The 20,788-nt window shown below is 71.9% G+C and carries 19 protein-coding genes and 1 pseudogene; 11 read left to right on the plus strand and 9 right to left on the minus strand.

What is annotated here, in order from left to right; translation table 11 throughout:
- Positions 1-120 precede the first annotated feature (120 nt).
- Genes ACIBBA_RS04225 through ACIBBA_RS04250 form a run of 6 tightly spaced genes read right to left on the minus strand, consistent with a single transcriptional unit; the run spans position 121 to position 5,593 of the window.
- On the minus strand, positions 121-1,023 hold the full coding sequence (locus ACIBBA_RS04225; RefSeq protein WP_396693612.1) for a type II secretion system F family protein: 903 nt from the start codon (positions 1,021-1,023) through the stop codon (positions 121-123).
- 4 nt (positions 1,024-1,027) lie between these two features.
- Positions 1,028-2,569, minus strand: a complete 1,542-nt coding sequence (locus tag ACIBBA_RS04230; protein WP_396693614.1) for a CpaF family protein — start codon at positions 2,567-2,569, stop codon at positions 1,028-1,030.
- Positions 2,559-3,359 (minus strand): ParA family protein, encoded by an 801-nt coding sequence (locus ACIBBA_RS04235; protein WP_396693616.1) that lies wholly within the window; start codon positions 3,357-3,359, stop codon positions 2,559-2,561. The genes ACIBBA_RS04230 and ACIBBA_RS04235 overlap by 11 nt, the downstream gene beginning before the upstream one ends.
- 2 nt (positions 3,360-3,361) lie before the next feature.
- Complete coding sequence (locus tag ACIBBA_RS04240) at positions 3,362-4,021, minus strand: SAF domain-containing protein (RefSeq protein WP_396693618.1); 660 nt, start codon at positions 4,019-4,021, stop codon at positions 3,362-3,364.
- A 37-nt stretch (positions 4,022-4,058) separates the two neighbouring features.
- Positions 4,059-5,033, minus strand: coding sequence for a hypothetical protein (locus ACIBBA_RS04245; RefSeq protein WP_396693620.1), 975 nt, complete (start codon positions 5,031-5,033; stop codon positions 4,059-4,061).
- Positions 5,027-5,593: a hypothetical protein gene (locus ACIBBA_RS04250; RefSeq protein ID WP_396693622.1), complete on the minus strand. Its 567-nt coding sequence runs from the start codon at positions 5,591-5,593 to the stop codon at positions 5,027-5,029. The genes ACIBBA_RS04245 and ACIBBA_RS04250 overlap by 7 nt, the downstream gene beginning before the upstream one ends.
- Before the next feature lie 591 nt (positions 5,594-6,184).
- Between ACIBBA_RS04250 and ACIBBA_RS04255 the strand changes: the two genes are divergently transcribed.
- Positions 6,185-7,000, plus strand: a complete 816-nt coding sequence (locus ACIBBA_RS04255) for a prepilin peptidase (RefSeq protein WP_396693624.1) — start codon at positions 6,185-6,187, stop codon at positions 6,998-7,000.
- Positions 7,001-7,032: 32 nt separating this feature from the next.
- On the opposite strand, the gene ACIBBA_RS04260 is transcribed toward ACIBBA_RS04255, so the two are convergent.
- Positions 7,033-7,680 carry a phosphatase PAP2 family protein gene (locus tag ACIBBA_RS04260; protein WP_396693626.1) on the minus strand — a complete coding sequence of 216 codons (648 nt, stop codon included), beginning with the start codon at positions 7,678-7,680 and terminating at the stop codon, positions 7,033-7,035.
- Between the two features lie 156 nt (positions 7,681-7,836).
- On the opposite strand from ACIBBA_RS04260, the pseudogene ACIBBA_RS04265 reads away from it, so the two are divergent.
- Positions 7,837-10,234, plus strand: a pseudogene (locus ACIBBA_RS04265) (glycoside hydrolase family 65 protein).
- A gap of 3 nt (positions 10,235-10,237) precedes the next feature.
- Here ACIBBA_RS04265 and ACIBBA_RS04270 read toward each other — a convergent pair.
- Positions 10,238-10,702 carry a hypothetical protein gene (locus ACIBBA_RS04270; RefSeq protein WP_357047047.1) on the minus strand — a complete coding sequence of 155 codons (465 nt, stop codon included), beginning with the start codon at positions 10,700-10,702 and terminating at the stop codon, positions 10,238-10,240.
- A 166-nt stretch (positions 10,703-10,868) separates the two neighbouring features.
- On the opposite strand from ACIBBA_RS04270, the gene ACIBBA_RS04275 reads away from it, so the two are divergent.
- Positions 10,869-12,017, plus strand: coding sequence for a low temperature requirement protein A (locus ACIBBA_RS04275; RefSeq protein WP_396693629.1), 1,149 nt, complete (start codon positions 10,869-10,871; stop codon positions 12,015-12,017).
- A 62-nt stretch (positions 12,018-12,079) separates the two neighbouring features.
- Positions 12,080-12,754 carry a formylglycine-generating enzyme family protein gene (locus ACIBBA_RS04280; RefSeq protein WP_396693631.1) on the plus strand — a complete coding sequence of 225 codons (675 nt, stop codon included), beginning with the start codon at positions 12,080-12,082 and terminating at the stop codon, positions 12,752-12,754.
- Between the two features lie 128 nt (positions 12,755-12,882).
- Here the strand turns inward: ACIBBA_RS04280 and ACIBBA_RS04285 are convergent, their stop codons facing one another.
- The gene (locus tag ACIBBA_RS04285; protein ID WP_396693633.1) at positions 12,883-13,719 is read right to left on the minus strand and encodes a hypothetical protein; all 837 of its coding nucleotides are present in this window, start codon (positions 13,717-13,719) and stop codon (positions 12,883-12,885) included.
- A 173-nt stretch (positions 13,720-13,892) separates the two neighbouring features.
- Here ACIBBA_RS04285 and ACIBBA_RS04290 point away from each other — a divergent pair, with 173 nt between their 5' ends.
- The 7 genes from ACIBBA_RS04290 to ACIBBA_RS04320 all read left to right on the plus strand — a co-directional run bounded on the left by ACIBBA_RS04290 (position 13,893) and on the right by ACIBBA_RS04320 (position 20,781).
- Complete coding sequence (locus ACIBBA_RS04290; protein ID WP_396693635.1) at positions 13,893-14,489, plus strand: hypothetical protein; 597 nt, start codon at positions 13,893-13,895, stop codon at positions 14,487-14,489.
- A 37-nt stretch (positions 14,490-14,526) separates the two neighbouring features.
- Positions 14,527-14,856: a hypothetical protein gene (locus ACIBBA_RS04295; RefSeq protein WP_396693637.1), complete on the plus strand. Its 330-nt coding sequence runs from the start codon at positions 14,527-14,529 to the stop codon at positions 14,854-14,856.
- Between the two features lie 129 nt (positions 14,857-14,985).
- Entirely contained in the window at positions 14,986-16,248 is a 1,263-nt protein-coding gene (locus tag ACIBBA_RS04300; RefSeq protein WP_396693639.1) for an epoxide hydrolase family protein, read from the plus strand.
- 495 nt (positions 16,249-16,743) lie between these two features.
- Positions 16,744-17,787 carry a hypothetical protein gene (locus ACIBBA_RS04305; RefSeq protein WP_396693641.1) on the plus strand — a complete coding sequence of 348 codons (1,044 nt, stop codon included), beginning with the start codon at positions 16,744-16,746 and terminating at the stop codon, positions 17,785-17,787.
- Between the two features lie 158 nt (positions 17,788-17,945).
- Positions 17,946-18,671: an ABC transporter ATP-binding protein gene (locus tag ACIBBA_RS04310; protein ID WP_396693643.1), complete on the plus strand. Its 726-nt coding sequence runs from the start codon at positions 17,946-17,948 to the stop codon at positions 18,669-18,671.
- Complete coding sequence (locus tag ACIBBA_RS04315) at positions 18,668-19,438, plus strand: ABC transporter permease (RefSeq protein WP_396693645.1); 771 nt, start codon at positions 18,668-18,670, stop codon at positions 19,436-19,438. Before ACIBBA_RS04310 ends, ACIBBA_RS04315 begins: the two co-directional genes overlap by 4 nt.
- A gap of 17 nt (positions 19,439-19,455) precedes the next feature.
- A complete protein-coding gene (locus ACIBBA_RS04320) occupies positions 19,456-20,781 on the plus strand; it encodes a sensor domain-containing protein (protein ID WP_396693647.1) in 1,326 nt (441 codons plus the stop codon).
- Positions 20,782-20,788: the final 7 nt, after the last annotated feature.

Consider the following 20,788-nt stretch of genomic DNA (forward strand, 5'->3'; position numbering starts at 1 on the left):
TCGCGCTCACGCCGAGCCGCCTTTCGTTCGCGACTGCGGGGCTCGCAAGCTCACTCCTCGCGCTCACGCCGAGCCGCCTTTCGTTCGCGACTGCGGGGCTCGCAAGCTCACTCCTCGCGCTCACGCGATGACCTCCTGCGGGTCGGGGGCGGGCAGGAAGCGGGCCGGGCGCTGCGGCTGGCTCATCGAGCGCACCCAGGCCAGGAGGCCGATGAACGCCGCGCCGAGCGCCGCCATCACCATCTGCCCGGTCGGCGTGCCGTACGGGCGGACGTACTCGGCGTTCAGCAGCCCGTAGACGAGGGTGGCCAGGGTCATTCCGGTGAGGAAGCGGACCGCGAACCGCGGTTGGGTGCGCTTGGCCTCGACCTCCCGACGGGTCGCGACCTCGGCGGCGGCGGCCCCGGCGATCGAGCCGAGCACGTCGCCGAGCCGCTCACCCCGGTCGGTGAGGTGCAGGATCAGCGCGGCCACCACCTGGTCGCAGACCGGGTCGCCGATCTCGTCGGCGAAGGCGAGCAGGGCGGTGCGGGCCAGCCAACCGGCCTGGAGCCGGGCGGCGAGCAGCCGTACCTCCTCCTCGATCTCCTCCGGTGCGGTGCCGACCGTGCCGATGATCGACTGTTGCAGCCCCTGCCCGGTGGCGGAGACGTCCTTGAGCCGGCGGGTCCACTCGCCGACCGCCTCGATCCGGGCGATGGCCCGCTGCTCGGCCCGGCCGACGTTGAACAGCCAGGGCGTGCCGGGCACCGCCACCGCGACCAGCAGGCCGACCACCGGAAGGCCGGTGAGCAGGAAGGCCAGCGCCCCGGTCGCCACCGCGCCGAGCAGCAGCGCCTGGTGCGCCCGCCGTTCCCTGAGGGTGGTGCCCGAGCCGTACCAGAGCCAGCTCAACCCGGGGCTAGCGCCCGGCTGCGGACCGGGTGGCCGCCGGGTGCCGACCAGGGCGACGACCACCAGCAGCAGGCCGGCCACGCAGGCGGCCCCGGAGACCACAGCGATCAGTTCGATGTTGTCGCGCATGCCGTCACCGCCGGCCCAGTCGGGTCTGCCGGGACCGCCGCCAGGCGCCGGTGCCGGCCTCGATCCACCGGGTCAGCAGCCGGGCGTCGTAGCCGACGCGGAGCAGTTGGTCGCGTACCCGTTCCGGCAGGTGCCGGGGGACCGCCCGGCCGTCCGGCCCCGGGGCGAAGACGGCGGTGGTGGTGATCCGGCCGTGCTCGCCGGCCCCGATCACCTCCTCGACGTGCGAGACGAAACGGTGCTTGCGCCCGCCGATCGCGGTCTCGTCCTCGATCGTCACGTAGACGATCAGGTCGAGCGCGTTGCCGGCCATCCGGCGCGCCTGGTCGACGGTCATCTCCCGGCCGTGCGCCAGCGCCAGCTCGACGATCCGCTCGCTCACCCCGGCCGGGGTACGGGCGTGGATGGTGCACATGGAACCCCGGCTGGTGGTCATCGCCTGGAGCATCGGGACGATCTCCCGGGACCGGACCTCGCCGACGATGATCCGCAGCACGCCCATCCGCAGCGAGACCGGGATCAGGTCGGCGATGGTCACCTCACCGGCCGGCCGGCCGTCCAGTCCGCGCTCGCCGTGCCCCTCCCGGGCCTCGAAGCTCATCACCGCCCGGTGCCGCAGCCGGCGGCGGGCCGGCAACAGCTCCCGGCTCTCCTCCAGCAGCACGTACGGCTCGTCCGGCGGGATCTCGTTCATCAACGCCCGGATGACGGTGGTCTTCCCGGCCCCGGCGAGGCCCGCGACCATGATGTTCAGCCCGGCGCGCATCGACGCGCGGAGGAAGTCGCGCAGCAGCGGGTCGATCATCTCGTCCAGGTCGGCCCGGGAACCGGCGATGTCGTCCAGGCTGACGTCCAGCGTGTTGTGCTTGCGGATCACCGCGTACGGGCGGTGGCTGACCAGGAACACCGCGGCCAGCCGGCTGCCGTCGGGCAGTTGCAGGTCCAGGGTGGGCTTGGAGGTGGAGAGCGACCGCTCGGTGGCCCCGGCCCGGCGGGCCGCCGCCTGGAGGATCTCCACCAGTTCGGCGTCGCTGTCGGCGATCGGCTCGGCCCAGTCGACGCCGCCGCCGTGCCGGGTGATGCGCACCTGGTCGCAGCCGAGGATGTGGACCTCCTCGATGGTGTCGTCGACCAGCAGGGTCTGCAGCCGGCCGAGGCCGATCAGCTCCGCGGTCACCTGGTCCAGCAGCAGCCGCTCCTCGCCGGCGGGCATCGGCGTGCCGGCCCGGCGGACCGAGTCGGCGTACTCGGCGACCACCGTCACGGCGAGCCGGGCCCGCTCGGTGTCCTCCTCGTCGACGGTGAACTCCCGGCCGCGTTGCCACAGGGTGAGCCGTTCGGTCAGCTCCCGGCGCAGCTCGCGGACCACCTGGAAGTCGACCCGGGGCCGGGGTGGCGACTCCGGTGCCGGCGCGCCGGCCGGCGTCGCAGGGGCATCGGGCGGCGGGTGGTGCCGGCCGTTGGGCGGCGTCAGCGGCGGCGCGGTGGAGGTGGCGCCGCCGGGCGGCTGCCGGCGCGGATCTCCGGAGAGCGGCTCAAATCGCATCCGGCACCCCCTGCTGGACGGGCCAGGCGAGCCGCGCCCGCCGCCGGTCCAGCAGCGCGCCGACCGGCACCTCCAGCCCGGCCGCCGCGCGCATCAGCGGCCGTCCGGCCCGCACGGTCCCGCCGAGGGCGAGCACTTTGGCGGTACGCGGGTCGTCCGGCAACCGCGCGATCACCGGCAGCCGCAGCGCCCGGCTGATCTCGCTGCGACCGTGTCCACCGCCGACCAGCAGCAGCCGCAGCGTGCCCGGCGGCACCCGGTGCTCGCCGAAGTCCCGCTCGATCGCCGTCACCGTCGCCCGGGCGGCGGAGAGGTCGGGCAGCTCGGAGCGGGTCACCACCAGCACCACCGAGGCGGCGCGCAACAGCGGCCAGGGCGGGTTCGCCACGTGCAGCCGTCCGCAGTCGACCAGCACGTCGTACGGGGGCGCCCCGCGGTCGAGACCGGTGAAGAAGTCGGCGAAGCGTTGCCACAGGGGGGTGACGCTGCCGGACTGGGTCGGGTCGACCACCCCGGGCAGCAGCAGCCGCTCGCGGTGCGGCGCGTCCAGGTCCACCAGCTGCGACCAGAACGCGCTGTCCAGGTTGCCGTCGCGCAGCTCGCCGACCGCCAGCTCGCCGATGCCGCGCGGCCCGTCGAGCGCGCCACCCAGGTAGCCGGCGAGGATCGAGCCTCCGGCCGGGTCGCACTCGGCGAGTACCAGCCGCCGGTGCCAGGTCAACGCGGCGGCCAGCGCCGAGGTGGTGACGCCCGGGGAGCCCTTCGCCGACACCAGCGCGATGATCGCCATGCTCAGGCCGCCTCGGTCAGCACGACGGCGATCCGCTCCTGCGCGTTCAACGCCACCACCGCCGGCACGTCCCGGACGGCGAGCGCCAGGTAGACCACCACCTCGTCGTCGTTCTCAGAGGTGCTGGTGTCGATCACGGTCGCCTCGAACCGGGTGCCGGCCGTGGCGCTCGGCCCGGCGTTGTCGTCGGGGGTGCTGACCAGCAGGACCTTGTCACCGGGGTGCAGCTCCCGGGCGGGCACCTCGGCGAGGTCCAGGCCCAGCGCCACCTGCTGCTGCCCGGGGCCGAGCAGCGGATCGTCGGTCAGCTGGGTCATGGTCAGCAGGGTGCCCGGGGTCAGCGACACCGCGGCCCGCTTGCCGACGACCTCGTCGAGCCGGTCGGCCGCTACCGGGGAGAGCCCCTGCCCGCCGGCCACCTGCACCGGCACCAGGTCGTCGGCGCTGAGCTGCCGACCGACCTCCACCGGGCGGGCCACCGCCAGGTAGCTGCCGGTGGCCCGGACCGAGGTGACCGCGAAGGCGGCGCCGAGCCCGCCGAGGGCGATCAGCAGCACGGCCAGGCCGAGCAGGCCGGGGCGCATCCGGCGTTGCCGGACCACCTTCGGCGGGCTCACCGGTGCCTCCACCGGTCCGGTTCCGTTGCGTGTCGCCAGGCTCATCGGGCCACCGCCGTCCAGATCTGCTCGTTCGTCGCGTTCATCGCGTCACCACCTGGAGTTCGTTGATCTGGATCGGCACGGTGCCGGTGGACCGGGTCACCGGGATGACCCCGCTCTGGCCGCCCCCGCGCCAGGTCACCGTCCAGTACGTGGTGGCGTCCACCGCGTACCTGCCGGCCTTGGCGTAACCGCGGTGGTAGCCGCAGGTCGGGGAGCGTTTGCCGGCGTGCGGGCCGGAGACCTTGTACTCGGTGCCGGCGCCGGTGCAGGTGACGTGCTGACCGTCGTCCATGTCCCAGACGATCCGGTCGAACCGGGCCTCGATCGTCACGGTGAGCCCACGCTCGGTCTCGGACTCACGGATCACCGGGCCGAAGTACTGCCGGCCCTTGCTGCCCCACATCCAGACCGGCAGCCCGACCAGGCCGGGACCGGTGCTGCGGCGCGGGGCCACCGCGACCCGGGGCGGCGAGATGGTGATCCGGGCCAGCGCCCGGCGGGCCAGCTCCTCCGGGTCGGGCGGGGCGCCGTAACCGGGCGGGGGACCGTCGAGCAGTTCGGTGCGCTGATCGCCGAGGTCGCCGCCGTTGCAGGTGAGCAGGTACCACTGCTTGCCCTCGGGGGTGTCGGCCCGCTGCGGCTCCTCCAGCTTGTAGTAGCAACCGTTGCCGTTGTTGAACCAGCCGAGCACGTCGTCGTAGCAGCGAACGGTGCGGCCGGCCCAGGAACACTTGCCGGTGCCGCCGCCGGAGTCGCCGCCCCCGCCGTTGTCGCCACCCCCGCCGTTGTCCCCGCCACCGCCCGGCGTGCCGGGTTCGTCGTCCCAGACGCTGCAGTCGTGCTGCCCGGGTGGGCACTCGCCGCCCGGGTCGGCCCGGCGGGCGGCGGCCGGCGCGGTGCCGGCAGCGACCAGCAGCAACGCCACCCCGAGCACCAGCCCGAGCCATGCCCGGCGGGGTGCCCCGGTCCGGGGTGGACGGACCGGGACACCCCTTCCTCCCCAGGTCAGCACGGCTGGTCCTGGTGAGCCGCGCCCGCGCTGATCAGCCAGCGGCCGTCGGGGTAGCGGGTCGCGGTGGCGGTGGCCAGGTACCGTTTCGCGCCACTGCCGGGCACCACCCGCTGGTCCTTGGCGTAGACCAGCCGGTATCCGGTCGCGTCGAGACAGTCCTGGATCTCCACGGTGGCCGGCACCGAGTCGAGGCTGACGGCGGTCACCGTGGGGTCGGACTTCAGCGTCCCGGTACGCATCGCGCCGTGCTCCTTCGCCTCACGAATTGCCATTCGGACCCGGGTCAAGAGCGGATCCGCGAGGAACCGGGACAGTTCCGGCGCGTGCGGATCACTGCGTCGACCCGCCGTACGGGATGCGGCGAGATAGCCGGAATACGCGTTCAGCGCGGCCTTTCCCGCAGCTTGTTCGTCGGCGTTCCGATCCGTCGCGTGTTCGGCTGCCGGGTGTGCCGGCGGCTGGACGACCGCCTCCCGGCCGGTGCCGCACGCCGGCGCCGATGCCAGCGCCGCGACCGTCAACAGGCAGATTGCCGTTCGGCTGTGCTGCCATCCTTGCACCGCCGTGCCTCCTCGGTGGCGACCCGGCGGCCACCGCGTCGTCGGCCGCCGGGCATGCGGAAGCGCGCCCGAATGGTCACATCCGGAGCTGTGGATTCACTGCCGCATTTACGTTTACGGATCTTTCACAAATGCAAAGTTTCGGTGTCGTCCTATCGGCTCGGTGAGGCTTGCGTCACACCCAAGGGGCGAGCATAGGCTGACGTTCGCCGATGCAACAGAGGCAATTCATTCGAACACTCTCCGTGATGACAGGTGGTGGTGAGGGGTGGCGGCGGTCGAGTCCGACCCGGACGTGCGCCAGCGGTACGCGACGAACTCCGGCACTCTGCGCGGTTCGCCCCCGGTCGGACGGTGCGACCGCCCGGAGCAGGGCTCCGCGCGACCCGCTCGCGGCATCTGGCCCGATCCGTCCCCTGACGCCGTGCCCCGGTCAACCGGCCCGCAGGTCGGCGCGGCACGGCGTCCGGCGGCGCCGGAGGAGGCGCAGCGCGAGGTCGCTTTCCGCGCCATCCGCTACACCCTAGCGATCGTTCAGTTACGATCCGTGTTCGTCTTCGGCCGATCCGGCTGCCCGTCCGGACGGCCGTCATGGCGCTGACCGGCCCGTCGACGACCCCGTCCGGTGCCGGGCCGGCACCGAAATCGGCACCCTCCGAGGCGGTCGAGCCACCCACCCTCGGCCGGTCGGCGGGGGTGCTGGCCGCGCTGGCGCTGACCCCGCTGCTGCGACTGGCGGTGCTACGGCACGCCGTGCCGCCGGGGGCCGCACCCGGGGCCGGCTGCGCCGCCTGCGGCACGCCGGTCAACCTGCGGCACCCATGGCCGGCGCTCGGTCCGACGGCCCGCTGCGCGCGGTGCCGGTGCCGGATCGGGCCGCCGGCGGCCACCGTCGAGCTGGCCGTGCTGGCGGCCGGGGCGGTGCTGCTGCTACTCGGTACGCCCGCCGCCGACCTGGCCGCGGTCGCCTGGTGGCTCGGCTGGGCGGTGCCGCTCTGCTTCGTCGACGTGGCCGTGCACCGGCTGCCGGACCGGCTCACCTACCCGGCGGCGGCCGGGGCCTGGGCGCTGCTCGGGCTGGCCGCGCTCGCCGGCGGCGGAGCGGGGCCCTGGCTGCGGGCCACGCTGGCCGGTGCCGGGCTGGCGCTCTTCTTCGCCGCCACCACCCTGCTGCTCGGCCGGCGGGGTTTCGGGCTGGGCGACGCCAAGCTGGCGCTCGGCGTCGGCGTGCTGCTCGGCTGGTACGGCTGGCCGGTCCTGGTGGCCGGGCTGCTGCTCGCCCTCGGTCTGGCCGCTCTGGTCAGTCTCGGTCTGCTGGTGGCCGGGCGGGCCCGGTGGTCCAGCCATCTCCCGTTCGGCCCGTTCCTGGTGCTCGGCACGGTCGGCGCCCTGCTGCTGGCCAACTGACCGCCGCTCGGCGGGCGCGCCGCCGTGCCGGCTCAGCGGCGGCCGGCCCCGCCCACCGGGTCGGTGACCGGCCCCTCGGCCTGGCGCGACCGGCGGCGCAGGAGCTCGGCGGTCGGGCGGGCCAGCAACGGCGTCACCAGCAGGACGACCAGGGCGCCGAGCAGCACGCCGGCGACCACGTCGTGCGGATAGTGCACGCCGACGAAGGTGCGGGAGAACGCGGCCAGGGCGGCGATCGGCGCCGCGATCAACCCGAACCGGCGGGACAGCAGCAGGGTCGCGACCGCCAGGGCGCCGGCGATGGTGGAGTGGTTGCTCGGGAACGACCAGTCGCCCGGCGGCGGGCAGCTGCCGGCGATGATCACCCTGGTGGCCGCCCGACACGGCCGGTCCTCGTCCACCACCGTCTTGAGCCATTCGCTGCACCCGTACGCCAGGACCACCGGAACCGGCGCGACCAGGGCGAGCGCCCGGTCCCGCGGACCGCCACCGAGCCGGGTGAAGGCCGCCACCAGCAGCAGCACGCCCAGCAGCAGGATCGACACCTCGGTGAAGTGCCCGGCGAACCACTGCACCGGTTGCGGGCTGTCGGCGGCCGCGTCGACGATGTCCTGGTACCAGTTGACGCTGATCTCCGGTACGTCGGTCGCGCCGGCCTCCACCATGAGCCACCCCACCATCCGTTCATGCTGTGTTCACCTTGGGTAAAGGTACCGATTCCCGAAGTGTCACCGCAGTGTGCTTTGGTCAGCACCCCTCCCTGACCTTCGTCCTCAGCGGTCTCACAGCCGGGTCTGCCACGATCCGGGGGCGTCGTCGGAACCACAGGAGGCTGCGTGCACACCACCGCCACGGCCGGGCCGGCTGGGAGCAGGTCGTCGGAGGGTGACGAGAGCTGGCGGATCCGCCGGACGGCGGCCGACCTGGACCGGCTCGGCGAGACAGAATCGATCTTCGCGCTGAGCAACGGCTGGATCGGCTGGCGTGGCACCCTCGACGAGGGCGCGCCCTACGGGATGCCGGGCAGTTACCTCAACGGCTTCCACGAGCGGCGCGAACTCGGCTACCCGGAGGACGGCTACGCCTTCCCGGAGTTCAGCGACACTGTGGTCAGCGCGCCGAACGCCACGCTGATCCGACTCTGGGTCGACGGCGAGCCGCTGGACGTCCGCACCGGCACCCTGCGCACCCACGAACGGGTGCTGGACCTGCGGTCCGGGGTGCTGCGCCGGGAGACCGAGTGGATCTCACCCGGCGGGCGCGGCGTACGGATCCGCAGCACCCGGCTGGTCTCCCTGCCCCGGCGGCGGATCGCCGCCGTCCGCTACGAGGTGGAGCCGCTGGACGCGACCGTCGAGCTGCGGGTCTGCTCGGATCTGCTGGCCAACGAGCGGGTGCCGGAGCGCTCCGACGACCCGCGGGCCGCCTCGGTCGTCACCGATCCGCTGACCGCCGAGACGCGCCGCTCGCACGGGCCGGACGGGGTGCTGGTGCACCGCACCGAGCGGAGCGCGCAGCGGGTCGCGGTGGCGGTCGCGCATCTGGTCGACGCGCCGGAGCGCGTGTCCGCCGACAGTGACTGCACCCTGGACCGGATGCGGCTGACCCTGACCGGCCCGCTGCGCCCCGGGGAGCGGCTCCGGTTGACCAAGTTCGCCGCGTACGAGTGCGCGCCGGCGCGGGGGACGCCTCCCGACGAGCTGGCCGACCTGGTCGTCGCCGAGGCGGACGCCGCTCGGGCGGACGGCTTCGACGCGCTGCTCGCCGCACAGCGGGCCGCGCTGGACGGCGCCTGGCGGACCGCCGACGTGGAGCTGGACGGCGACCCGGAACTTCAGCAGGCGATCCGGTTCGCGCTCTTCCACCTGGTACAGGCGGGTCGGCCGGACGGCGACCGGACCATCCCGGCCAAGGGGCTCACCGGCAACGGCTACGACGGCCACGTGCTCTGGGACACCGAGAGCTACGTGCTGCCGGTGCTCACCTACCTGGCCCCGGCGGTGGCCCGCTCCGCGCTGCGCTGGCGACACGCGCACCTGCCGGAGGCCCGCGAACGGGCCGCGAAGCTGCGGCTGGCCGGCGCCACCTTCCCGTGGCGGACCATCGGCGGTCGCGAGTGCTCCGGCTACTGGCCGGCCAGCACCGCCGGGTTACACCCTCAACGCCGACATCGCCGACGCCGTCCTGCGCTACGTCGCGGCCACCGGCGACCGGGAGTTCCTCGCCGAGGCGGGCGTGGACCTGCTGGTGGAGACGGCCCGGCTCTGGCACCGCTTCGGCCACTGGTCGGACACCGGCGCCTTCCACCTGCACGGGGTGACCGGCCCCGACGAGTACGCCGCCCTGGTCAACGACAACGTCTTCACCAACCTGATGGCCCGGTGCAACCTGACCGGCGCGGCCGACGCCGTCGAGCGCCACCCCGAGCAGGCCGAGCGCCTCGGCGTCGACCCGGCCGAGGTGGCCGGCTGGCGGGCCGCGGCCGAAGCGATGTTCGTCCCCTACGATCGCAAGCGTGGGGTGCACCAGCAGTCGGCCGGCTTCACCGAGCAGCCGGAGTGGGACTTCGCCGGCACCGGCGAGGAGGAGTACCCGCTCCTGCTGCACTTCCCCTACCTGGAGCTCTACCGCAAGCAGGTGGTCAAGCAGGCCGACCTGGTGCTGGCCATGCTGCGCTGCCCCGGCGAGTTCACCGCCGAGGAGAAGGCGCGCAACGTCGCGTACTACGAGGCCCGCACCGTCCGCGACTCGTCCCTGTCGGCCGCGCCGCAGGCGGTGCTCGCCGCCGAGGTCGGCCACCTCGATCTGGCGTACGACCTGTTCGCCGAGTCGGTCCGTCAGGACCTCGCCGACCTCGGCGACAAGACCGCGGACGGGCTGCACCTGGCCTCGCTGGCCGGGTCGTGGCTGGCGCTGGTGCAGGGCTTCGGCGGGCTGCGCGACGACCGGGGCGTGCTCTCCTTCGACCCCCGGCTGCCGCGGCGCATCCACCGGCTCGCGTTCCACCTGCGGTGGCACGGCCACCGGCTGCGGGTCACGCTGACCCCCGACGAGGCCTGCTACGAGCTGCCCGACGCCGGGCCGGAGGCCACCGTCGAGCTGTGGCACCACGGCGAGCGGGTGCGGGTCGCCGGCGGGGCGCCGGTCAGCCGGGCGATGCCCCCGGTGCCCGACCCCGGGCCCGAGCCGCCCTCCCCGCCGGGCCGGCGGCCGGCCCGCCGCGCCGCGAGCTGACACTCACGCCGTCTCGAGCCCGCCGGACATCCGCTCGCGGACCTTCTCCAGCTCCTCGAAGGCGTACGCCCAGTTGTGGCACTTGAAGCTGCGCAGGCCGTCGATGGCGGTGTGGCAGTCACCGCAACGGACCCCGGGGATGGCGTCCGGCACCTCGGTGTTGACGTACTTGCGGTCGCCGAGGATCACCATGGCGATCATCGTGCGGTCGTGCACACCGGAAAGCGCCGACGAGACGATGTCGTACCAGGTCACCCGACGGCCGCACTTGGGACAGTCCGGCTCGTCGCCGCTGACCCAGAGCGGGGCGCCGATGCTGCGGGGCGGGATGCCGAGCAGCTTCTCCAGCCGCCGTACGTCCGCCTCCGGGGTGGTCCAGCGGTGCCGGCCGGGCAGCGAGGCCGGTGAGTCGTAGACGGTGCGGAACAGGTCCGAGTCGACCTGCACGGTCTCCCGCTGACTGGTCATCGGCGTTCCCCCTCGACGATCGGTGCCCCCACCGTGTCCGTCGGCGGCGGGGGGTGCAGCCGGATCAACGACACGACGGGCCGCCGGGTCGTTCTCCGCGTTCCACCGTCACCCACCCTCTCGCCCGTGGTACGACATCGGCAGGGCGCCACCGGAAGGAGTGCCGATGGCGAGCGCGCCGGAACGGCTGCTGCGGCACCGTGAAGATCCGGTGAGCGCCTCCTTCCTGGAACTCTTCTTCGACCTGGCGTTCGTTCTCGCGCTCAGTCAACTGGCCAGCATGCTGCTGGCCGACCTGGACGTCGGCGGTGCGCTGCGCACCGCGCTGCTGTTGGCCGCGCTCTGGTGGGTCTGGGTGTCGACCACCTGGTTTACCGACTGGTTCGCGCCGAGCGCCGCGGTCGTGCGGTTCATCCTGGTCGCCGCCGCGCTGGGCAGCCTGCTGATGGGCGCGGCCGTGCCGCAGGCGCTGGGTGACCGGGCGCTGCTCTTCGCGGGTGCCTTCGTCGCGCTCAACGTCGGCCGCAACGTGCTCACGAGCCTTCTGCTGCGCGGCCACCCGCGGCGTCCGCGCAGCCTGCGGATCCTGTTCTGGTTCTGCGCCAGCGGGGTGCTGTGGCTGGCCGGCGCGCTGGTGCCGGCGGCGCGGGTCCCGCTCTGGCTGACCGCCATGGCGACGGACTATGTCGGGCCGAGCATCGGATGGCCCACGCCGGGGCTCGGCCGGGCCCGCGGGGACGAGTTGCGGCTGACCGGCGGGCACCTGTCCGAGCGGTTCCAGCAGATCTTCATCATCTCGCTCGGCGAGTTGATCCTGGTCGCCGGCGTGGCGTACGCCGCGACCGACATCGGCCCGGCGCAGACCGCCGCCTTCCTGCTGGTCTTCACCATGGCCGTGCTGACCGGGCTGCTCTACATCACGCCGGCCGGCGGACATCTGGGCCAGGCCCTCGAGCGGGCCGACCCGTCCCGGCTCGGCCCGGCCTCCGCCTACCTGCACCTGGTGATGGTCGGTGGGGTGGTGGCCACCGCCGTCGGGGCGAAGCTGGCCATCGCCCACCCGACCGAGCCGGGCGCGGTGGCGGTGGTCGTCGCCGGTCCGGCTCTCTTCCTGACCGGTCGGCTGCTGCTCTCCGCCGCCATCAACCGGCGGTTCTCCTGGCCCCGGCTGGCCGCGCTGCCGGCGCTGCTCGTGGTGGGCCTGCTGACGGCGGGACTGCCCCTGCTGGTGGCGACCGCGGCCACCGCCGCGATCCTGCTCGTCGCGGCCGTGCTGGAGCGGACCGGGGTCTTCGCACCCCGCGAGCGCGGGTGAGGCGGCGCAGCTCGCCTGTCCCACCCGCCCCCGCGGTGGAGCGCGACTACGATCGGCCGTCCATGGACGAGAGCCCGGAGCACGAGATGATCGCCGTACCGGCGGGCCGGGTGACGCTCTCCGACCGGCGGACGCAGCGGCAGTGGTCGGTGCCGCTCGCGCCCTACCAACTCTCGGCGTTCCCGGTCACCCAGGCCCAGTACGCGCAGGTCACCGGCAAGCGGCTGAGCAGCCACCAGGGCGATCGACTGCCCGTCCAGAGCGTCTCCTGGTGGGACGCGATCCGCTACTGCAACGCCCTGTCCCGACGCGAGGGCCTGGCGCCCGCGTACCGGCTCGACGCGGACGGCGAGGACGTCGAGTGGGACGCCACCGTCGACGGCTACCGGCTGCCGACCGAAGCCGAGTGGGAGTACGCCTGCCGGGCCGGCACCACCGGCCCGCGCTACGGGCCGCTCGACGAGATCGCCTGGTATCGCGGCAATTCCCAGGAGCGGATCCACGAGGTGGGCGGCAAGCGCCCCAACGCGTGGGGCCTGCACGACATGCTCGGCAACGTCTGGGACTGGTGCTGGGACGTCTACGACGCCGAGGTCTACGGCAGCTACCGGGTGCTCCGGGGCGGCGGCTGGTTCGACGAGCACTGGAGCTGTCGGGCCTCGGTGCGGCGCCGCAGCCACCCGAGTTTCCAGGTCGACGACGTGGGTTTCCGCGTCGCCCGTACGCCCCGCCGCTGAGCACGTCCCTCGCCCGCTCCGTGCGACTGAGCGAGGGATCTGCCCATGGGTCGAGTCAAGCAACGTCCTCCTGAGACGGCACTGCCCGGCCGGCGAAAGTCGCCGGCCGGGCAGTGTGCCAACCCTGGTCAGTTCTGGGTGGCCAGGTCCTTCAGGCCCTCCAGCATCTCGGCGAAGTCGGCGGTCTCCGCCGGCGGCGGCGTCTCGATGCTCACCGCCTTGCCGTAGTCGGTGTAGTCGACCACCATGTCGCCCATCTTGCCCATGACCATGCCCGCCCGGCGCGGCCGGTACTGCTCGTCGACCCACAGGTCGATCTCGATCTCCTTGACGCCTTCCTTGGCGAACTGCTTCTCGACGCCCGACCGCAGCTCGGGGTCGAGCTGAGCGAAGTGGGTCGCGACGGGGGTGGTGACGGTGTAGTGGACGGTGGCCGCCCCGTTCACCATCTCCTGGCCGACGACCGTCACGCCCTCGGAGGCGAGCAGCGTCTTGACCTGCTTGGTCGGGTCGACGTCCTCGAACTGCTTGGTGAGGTCCATGCCCGCCTGCTCGCCGACGGTGCTCAGGTCCATCTTCATCCAGCGCTTGCCGCCGGTGCTGGCGCGGTCCTCCGCCGGAATCTCGACGTAGACCACGGCGCCGATCATCCGCACGGTGGTCGGGGCGCCGTCCGGGCCCGCCGTCGTCATCTCGGCCTTGACCGGGTCGCCCAGGTCCAGGACGCCCTGCATCGAGATCTGCTCGCCGCCCGCCTTGCCCTTCATCGTCAGGGTCACCGAATCGGTCTTGTCGGTGGCGTCGACCGTCTTCTGCAACGACCCCTTGAGATCACTGGCGAGCAGCTCCAGCACGCTGGGCTGCTCCGGCGCGTCCGACGAGCCGGGCTTCGAGCCGCAGGCGGACACCGCGAGTGCGGTGAGCGCCGAGACCGCCACGATCGTGGTCTTCTTCCAAAGTGACACGTAACAGCTTCTTTCCCCCGAAGGATTCTGGGGATCTCCCCAAGTAGACCGACGACAAGCTATCTCAAGCCGTCAATCCCCGGGCGACACCTCACCACCGCCCCGGTGAGGGGCCGCTTCGCCGTCGCTGCCGTGTCGCGAAAATGTCTTAACGGGCTCCTAGGCTGCCCGCTGTGACCGACGCGTACACCGTCTTCTGGGCCAGGGACCGCTGCCGCTCCATCGCCACCGCCGCGGCCGCCCACGTACCCCTGCAGGTGCTCTTCGGTGGCCCGCACCTCTCGATGCCCAGCTTCCTGCGGGCCAAGGTCCGCCCCGGTGACCTGGTGTACCCGGTCGGCGTGCACGACCAGCGGCTCTACGTGTTGGGCCGGATGCGGGTCACCGAGATCGTCGAGTGGAGCGCCGGCGCTGACGACGGGTTCGAGCGCCACCTTGATCGCTTCCCGCACTGGCGGTTCCTCGCCGGCCGTTGCCTCACGGAGGTCGTCCTGGGCGAGCACGGCACGCGCGTACGCCTCGACGCCGCGATGCCGCCCGAGGCGCTGCGGCGGCTGACCTACCGCTCGCTGCGCGCGACCCGGACCGTCAAGCATGTCAGCGACGAGGGGCGGCTCGTCCGATCCCTCGGAGTCCAGGGCATCTACCGGCTCGCCGCGCAGAGCGTCCAGGATCTGGATGCCGTCCTGGCCCAGCCACCGGGGCTGACGCCGGTGTTCGGCCGGCGGGCCCGGACGCCGACGATGGCGCCGAGCGAGGTCCTTATCTGAGTCGCTGATCGAGGTGGATCTCCATCATCATGATCAGATGGCTCAGGATGAGTTGCCTCTCGCCGACACGCTCGCGCTGGGGCGGTTGGCCTACCTCCGCCAGCGTTCGCTCGGCAGTAGGCGCTACCGGGCAGCCGACCAGGTGTGGTTCGGTGTCACGCCTCGCTACCTGCACTGGAGTCGGCCCTCGGTCTTCGACCCCCACCTCGACTCGGTGCGACGCAGCCTCCTGACCTTCGAGCGGCTGGCGAAGCGGCGCGATCCGGGTGTTGCCGAGGCCTGGCAGGCGGTTCTCGCCGCCGTGGACGGGTTGCTCGCCGAGGGCCGGCAGCGCGCCGGTCACCGGATCCGGCCACGACGTATCTGACCGGCACGGGACGCGGTCACGCCTCACCAGTTGCACGCGGGCTGACCTCGTAACCCTGGCCGCGCAACGACAGCACAATCCGGGCTTTTACCAACGTTTGTGATCGAACCGCCGAGCCGTCGTGTGACCATGAGCGGCGAGCGGCCGACCCGCCAGCGCCCCGGCACCGGTCGACCAGCCCAGGAGGTGGAGACGATGGCCAACGACAGCATGATCCGTCCCTTCCGGCTCGACACGCCGGAAGAAGCGATCGCCGACCTGCATCGCCGGATCGCGGCCACCCGCTGGCCCAGCCGCGAGCTGGTCAATGACCGCTCCCAGGGCGTACAGCTGGCGACGGTCCAGGAACTGGCCCACTACTGGACGACCGGTCACGACTGGCGCGCGTGCGAGGCGAAGCTGAACGCCCTGCCGCAGTACACGACGGACATCGACGGCGTCGAAATCCACTTCATCCACGTGCAGTCGCAGCACGAGAACGCCCTGCCGCTGATCATGACGCACGGCTGGCCGGGCTCGGTCGTCGAGCTGCTCGGGGTCATCGGCCCGCTCACCGACCCGACCGCGCACGGCGGACGGGCCGAGGACGCCTTCCACCTCGTCCTGCCGTCACTGCCCGGCTACGGCTTCTCGGGCGTGCCAACCGAGCTCGGCTGGGAGAACGGCCGCATCGCGAGCGCGTGGGCGGAGCTGATGAACCGCCTCGGCTACTCGCGCTACGTCGCCCAGGGTGGCGACGTGGGCGCCGCCGTCACGGACGCGATGGGCCGCCAGGCGCCCGACGGGCTGCTCGGCATCCACGTCAACCTGCTCGCCGGGGCGATCGGTATCAAGGACCAGCTTCCGGCGAAGTCCGCGCAGGAACGCGCGGCGCTCGACGCGCTCAACACGTTCACCACAGACGGCTTCGGCTACTTTCTGGAGCAGTCCACTCGACCACAGACGATCGGCTACTCCCTGATCGACTCACCCATCGGGCTGGCGGCCTGGATGTTCGACCACGACACGGACAGCTACTACAAGATCTCCCGCGCGATTGTCGACGGCCAGCCCACGGGCGGCCTCACCCGGGACAGCATCGTCGACAACGTCACGCTCTACTGGCTGACCGGCACCGGCACCTCGTCCGCCCGGTGGTACTGGGAATTCGGACGGTTCCTGGCCGCCGCCGGCGCGTCCGGCCAGGCTCCTCCGCCGGTCTCGGTTCCGGTCGGCTTCACGACGTTCCCCGGTGAGCTCTTTCCTGCCCCGCGCAGCTGGGTCGAGTCGGTCTACCCCGGCCTCGCGTACTACAACGAGGCCGAGCGTGGCGGCCACTTCGCCGCCTGGGAGGAGCCCGAGCTGTTCGCGGCCGAGATGCGGGCCGTGTTCCAGCCACTGCGGACATCCTGAGCCCGCCCGGTCTCGCGCTCGGTAGCGCGCCGTCCTCGATCGCCTGATCGATCAGGTTCGTGGTGGTGACAGCTTCGCGCTAGTCGTCCGAGCTGAGGCGGGGATCGGCAAGACGGCCCTGCTGGAGTACCTGAGCGCGCGCGGCGGTCGGTCGGGTTTCTGACTGCCAACCGCCCGGATCCGGGCTCGGCGGCCGATCGTGTTCGGGATTGTCCTAGATCTCTGTGGAGCCCGGGTTCTCCAAGGCCCCGACGACCTTCCGGCTCGCCGCTACGATGCAGCCTCCGAGGCACGTCGCACCAGCGGAGGGCGCGCATGCTTGGGTCCAATAGAACGGTAAGAACAAAGGCGACCATCTGGCGCTACAGATTGTGGCGATACAGGTTGACCACCGTGGGCATCGTTCTAGCCTCGTTCGGATTGGCGACATCTCTGGTGGACCCGCCCCGGCCCGTCAGTGTTGTTGCGGGTCTCGCCGGCGCTACTCTCTCCCTTATGGAGACCGGGGCAAACCGCCGGCGTTCGAAGGAAGTGCGATTCCAACTGCGGAAGGGCGACACCTACCGGGATGTGATTGGTCACTCGGCGGACCTCGGGCCAGTTGTGGAGAGCGCCCGCGACGTTGGGATTTTGCTGTCACGCGAGAATGCCGAACTGCGCAAGCGCCCCATCCGAGCTATTGTCCAGACCCCCGATTACAGGCTGCCACGTGACTTGCGGACCTGGTCGCTTGACTACTTAACCTACCGTGCGAGAACGGCAAAGATCTATAACGACAGTGCGCTCTGCCTGGTGTCGGACCTCTTGAGCGACGATGTTGTCAAGCTGAGAGCCGGTCGCTATTTCGACTTCATGTGCAGCAACCTGCTCGCCCCGTCCGACATCTGGGAGGTGGGGCGGAAGAGTCCTGCCCTTCGTGGTCGGGACCTCATCCTCGACCCAGACGGCCGACTCGTATCTTTCAAGCGCAGTCGCCTAGCGAACCTCATCGGCGTATCGACCCTGGCCTTCACTACCGACGGCCAGCTGCTCCTTGTCGCGCAGACGGACGACAACATCGGCAGTCCTGGCTTGCTCGCCCCATCCGGTTCTGGGGCACTCGAACCTAAGGACGTGCCCGAAAATACGGAGGACTGCACTATCCAGGAGATCATGATCCGCGGAGCCGAGCGCGAGTTGCGGGAAGAGTGCCATCTGACGGAGCGCGACATAAAAAGCAGCTCTCTCGTTGGGCACGGTCGCTGGATCAGCCGAGGGGCGATGCCTGAGTTCTGCGCCGTAACCCTCCTCGGCCTCACAGGTGATCAAGTGCTCGATCGGTCACCGCGGCGGGTAGAAAGGTCTTACGTCCACGAATTTATGCCAGTCAGTCTCGCGCCCCTGCGGCTCTGGGATCCCAGTCGACCGCTCGACATGCTGCCTGAGCATCGACAGGCGGTTTCCTGGCCCTTGGCACTTGGGCTCGCCTGCCTGGCAGAGTGCATCAACGACGAATCGTGGTCCTTGCGCGAGGACTTGTTGACGCGATTGGAGGGATAGTTCCGCGTATGCGGAACTAGGCATCCAATCCTGGAGGCTCTTCGTCAACAGCCCCGCCGCCGAGGTCCCGCCAGCGCGGTGGGGGGCGGAAAACCTCCAGGCGGAGTCGGATGGTTTCCGGCTTCCGACCGCCGACGGCGCTGCCTAGCGTCGATTGCATGATCGAGCTACGTGAGCTGACGAAACGCTACGGCGACCGGGTCGCCGTCGACGGGCTGAGCGTCCGGGTGCAGCCGGGGGTGGTGACCGGCTTCCTCGGCCCGAACGGATCCGGCAAGTCGACGACGATGCGGATGATCCTCGGCCTGGATGCCCCGGACCATGGCGAGGCACTGATCGGCGGCGTCCGGTACCCGGACCTGAACTGGCCGCTGAAGACGGTCGGCGCGCTTCTCGATGCCGGGGCGTTCCATCCTGGCCGCAGCGCCCGTGCGCACCTGGCCGCGCTGGCCGCGAGCAACGACATCCCTGGTTCCCGTGTCGAGCAGGTGCTGCGCATCGTCGGTCTGTCCGACGCGGCGTCGCGGCGTGCCGGTACGTACTCGCTCGGCATGCGCCAGCGGCTCGGCGTCGCTGTGGCCCTGCTCGGCGACCCGGGCGTCCTCCTGCTCGACGAGCCGGTCAACGGACTGGATCCGGAGGGCATTCGCTGGATCCGGGACCTGCTGCGCGGACTCGCCGCCGAGGGGCGGACGGTGTTCGTGTCCAGCCACCTGATCGCCGAGATGGCGCTGACCGCCGACCGGCTTGTGGTGATCGGCCGCGGCCGGCTGCTGGCCGAGACGACCGTCGCCGAACTCGCCGCCGGCGAAGACAGCCTGGAGGACGCATTCTTCCGGCTCACCTCACAGGCCACCGACTATCGCGGAGTGGGAGCGTCATGAACGGGTACGGATTCCGGCACGCCGCCCGGATGGAGCGGATCAAGCTGAGCAGCGTCCGGTCGACGTGGTGGCTGGCGATCGCCGCGGTGGTCTCGATGGCCGCGGCCGGGGCCGGCGTGGGACTCGGGTACCGATCGCACACCCCGGTCGCCACCGCCGCCCAGATCCTGAACAACAGCCTCGGCGGCGCCATCATGGCCCAGCTGCTCCTCGGAGCGCTCGGCGTCCTGATGGTGACCGGCGAATACGGTACCGGGATGATCCGCTCGACGTTCGCCGCCGTTCCGCGGCGTCGGATCGTCCTGGCCGCGAAGGTCGCCGTGTGCGGCGGCGCGGCTCTCACCGTGGGCCTGGTCGCGAGCTTCGCCGGCTATCTGGGCGGGCAGCTCGCGATCCGCGGCACCGCCATCCCGGCCGCATCCCTTTCAGACCCGGCGATCCTGCGCGCGGTCGTGCTGACCGGCGTGTATCTGGGCGTCACCGCGCTGATCGGGGTCGGCATCGGGACGATCGTGCGGCACTCGGGCGCCGCGATCGGCACGCTGTTCGGTCTGATGTTCGTACCGATGATCGTGGCCGGCCTGTTCGGCGAGAGCGGAATCCAGGTCGGCCGCTTCGTCCCGCTGTTGATGCTGCTCAACTCGATCGCGGTGACCTCGCCGGTACCCGGGCTGTTCTCCAGTTGGATCAGCGCGCTGCTGATGTGCGGGTACGCGGCGGTAGCGATTCTGTGCGGCGCCGTGCTGCTCCGCCACCGCGACGCGTGACCAGCGACAATGGGCTGGTGACCGCGCTGCGCGCTCCGTTCACCACACTGGCCCTGCGCCAGGCGGTGTTCTGCGTCGTCGGCGTGGTCAGCGCGGCCGCGATCCTGAGCGTGCCGGCGATCGGGCCGGCCCTGGGCGTTCTCTTCCTCTGGGCGACCGGAGCCCTGTCCGACCAGCCGGCACCTGCCGTCGCACCGGTGTTCCTATTCCTGGTTCCGCTCACCGTCGCGCTCCTGGTCGTGCTGGCCGCCCCGATCGGGCGCGCGATGGGAGCCGTGCATCGCTCGCTCGCCGACCGGCTGCTCGACACGCACGTGGACGCCCCGCCGCCCCGGCCGTCGAAGCGGCTCAGCGCCGTGGTCGCCGACGGACCGGGCTGGCGCGCCGTCGGGTACGGCCTGCTCAAGGTGCCACTGGCCATCCCCGGGGGCTACGGCGCGTTCTGCTACGTGTTCGGCCTGGTCAACCTCAGCTACCCGGTGTGGTGGCCGCTGTTTCGCAACCATCCGCCTGGGACGCGCCTCGGACCGGTGTGGGCGCTGACGCCGTTCGGCACCATCGGTACGCGGACGTTCACCGGGACGTTTCTCATCGCCGCGGCCGGCCTCGCCATGCTGCTGGTCGCACCGTGGTTGATGCGGGCCGGTACGACGCTGGACCTTGCCGCGATGCGACGGCTGCTCGGTCCGCGTCGACTCGCCGAGCGGGTACGCGAACTGCAGATCACCCGGGCCCGCGCGATCGACGACGCGGCCGCGATGATGCGCAGGCTGGAACGGGACCTGCACGACGGCGCGCAGATCCGGCTGGCCACGCTGGCGATGAACCTCGGCATGGCGACCGAGAAGCTCGGTGTCGACGGCCCGCCACCCGACCTCGCACAGGCGCGCGAACTGGTCGCGCTCGCCCACCGCGGAGCGAAGGATGCCCTCGCCGACCTGCGCGACCTGGTGCGCGGGATCCACCCGCCCGTCCTCGACAACGGTCTCGGCGACGCGCTGGCGACGCTCGCGACGAGCAGCGCCATCCCGGTCGCGGTGAACGTCGAGCTGCCCGACCGCCCGGCGCCCGCGATCGAGACCATCGCCTACTTCTGCGCCTCCGAGCTGCTCGCGAACGCGGCCAAACACAGCCGGGCGACCCGTATCGGGCTCGGCGTCGTCCGATCTGGCGAGCGCCTGATGGTGACCGTCAAGGACGACGGCATCGGTGGGGCGAACCCGGACGGTCCCGGCCTGTCCGGCCTGGCCCGCCGCATCGCCGTCGTGGACGGCCGGATGCGCGTGCACAGTCCGGCCGGCGGTCCGACCCGGGTCGAGCTCGAGCTGCCCACACAGGTGTGAACGGAGG

The sequence above is a fragment of the Micromonospora sp. NPDC051006 genome (genome assembly GCF_044456245.1).
Taxonomy (GTDB): Bacteria; Actinomycetota; Actinomycetes; order Mycobacteriales; family Micromonosporaceae; genus Micromonospora.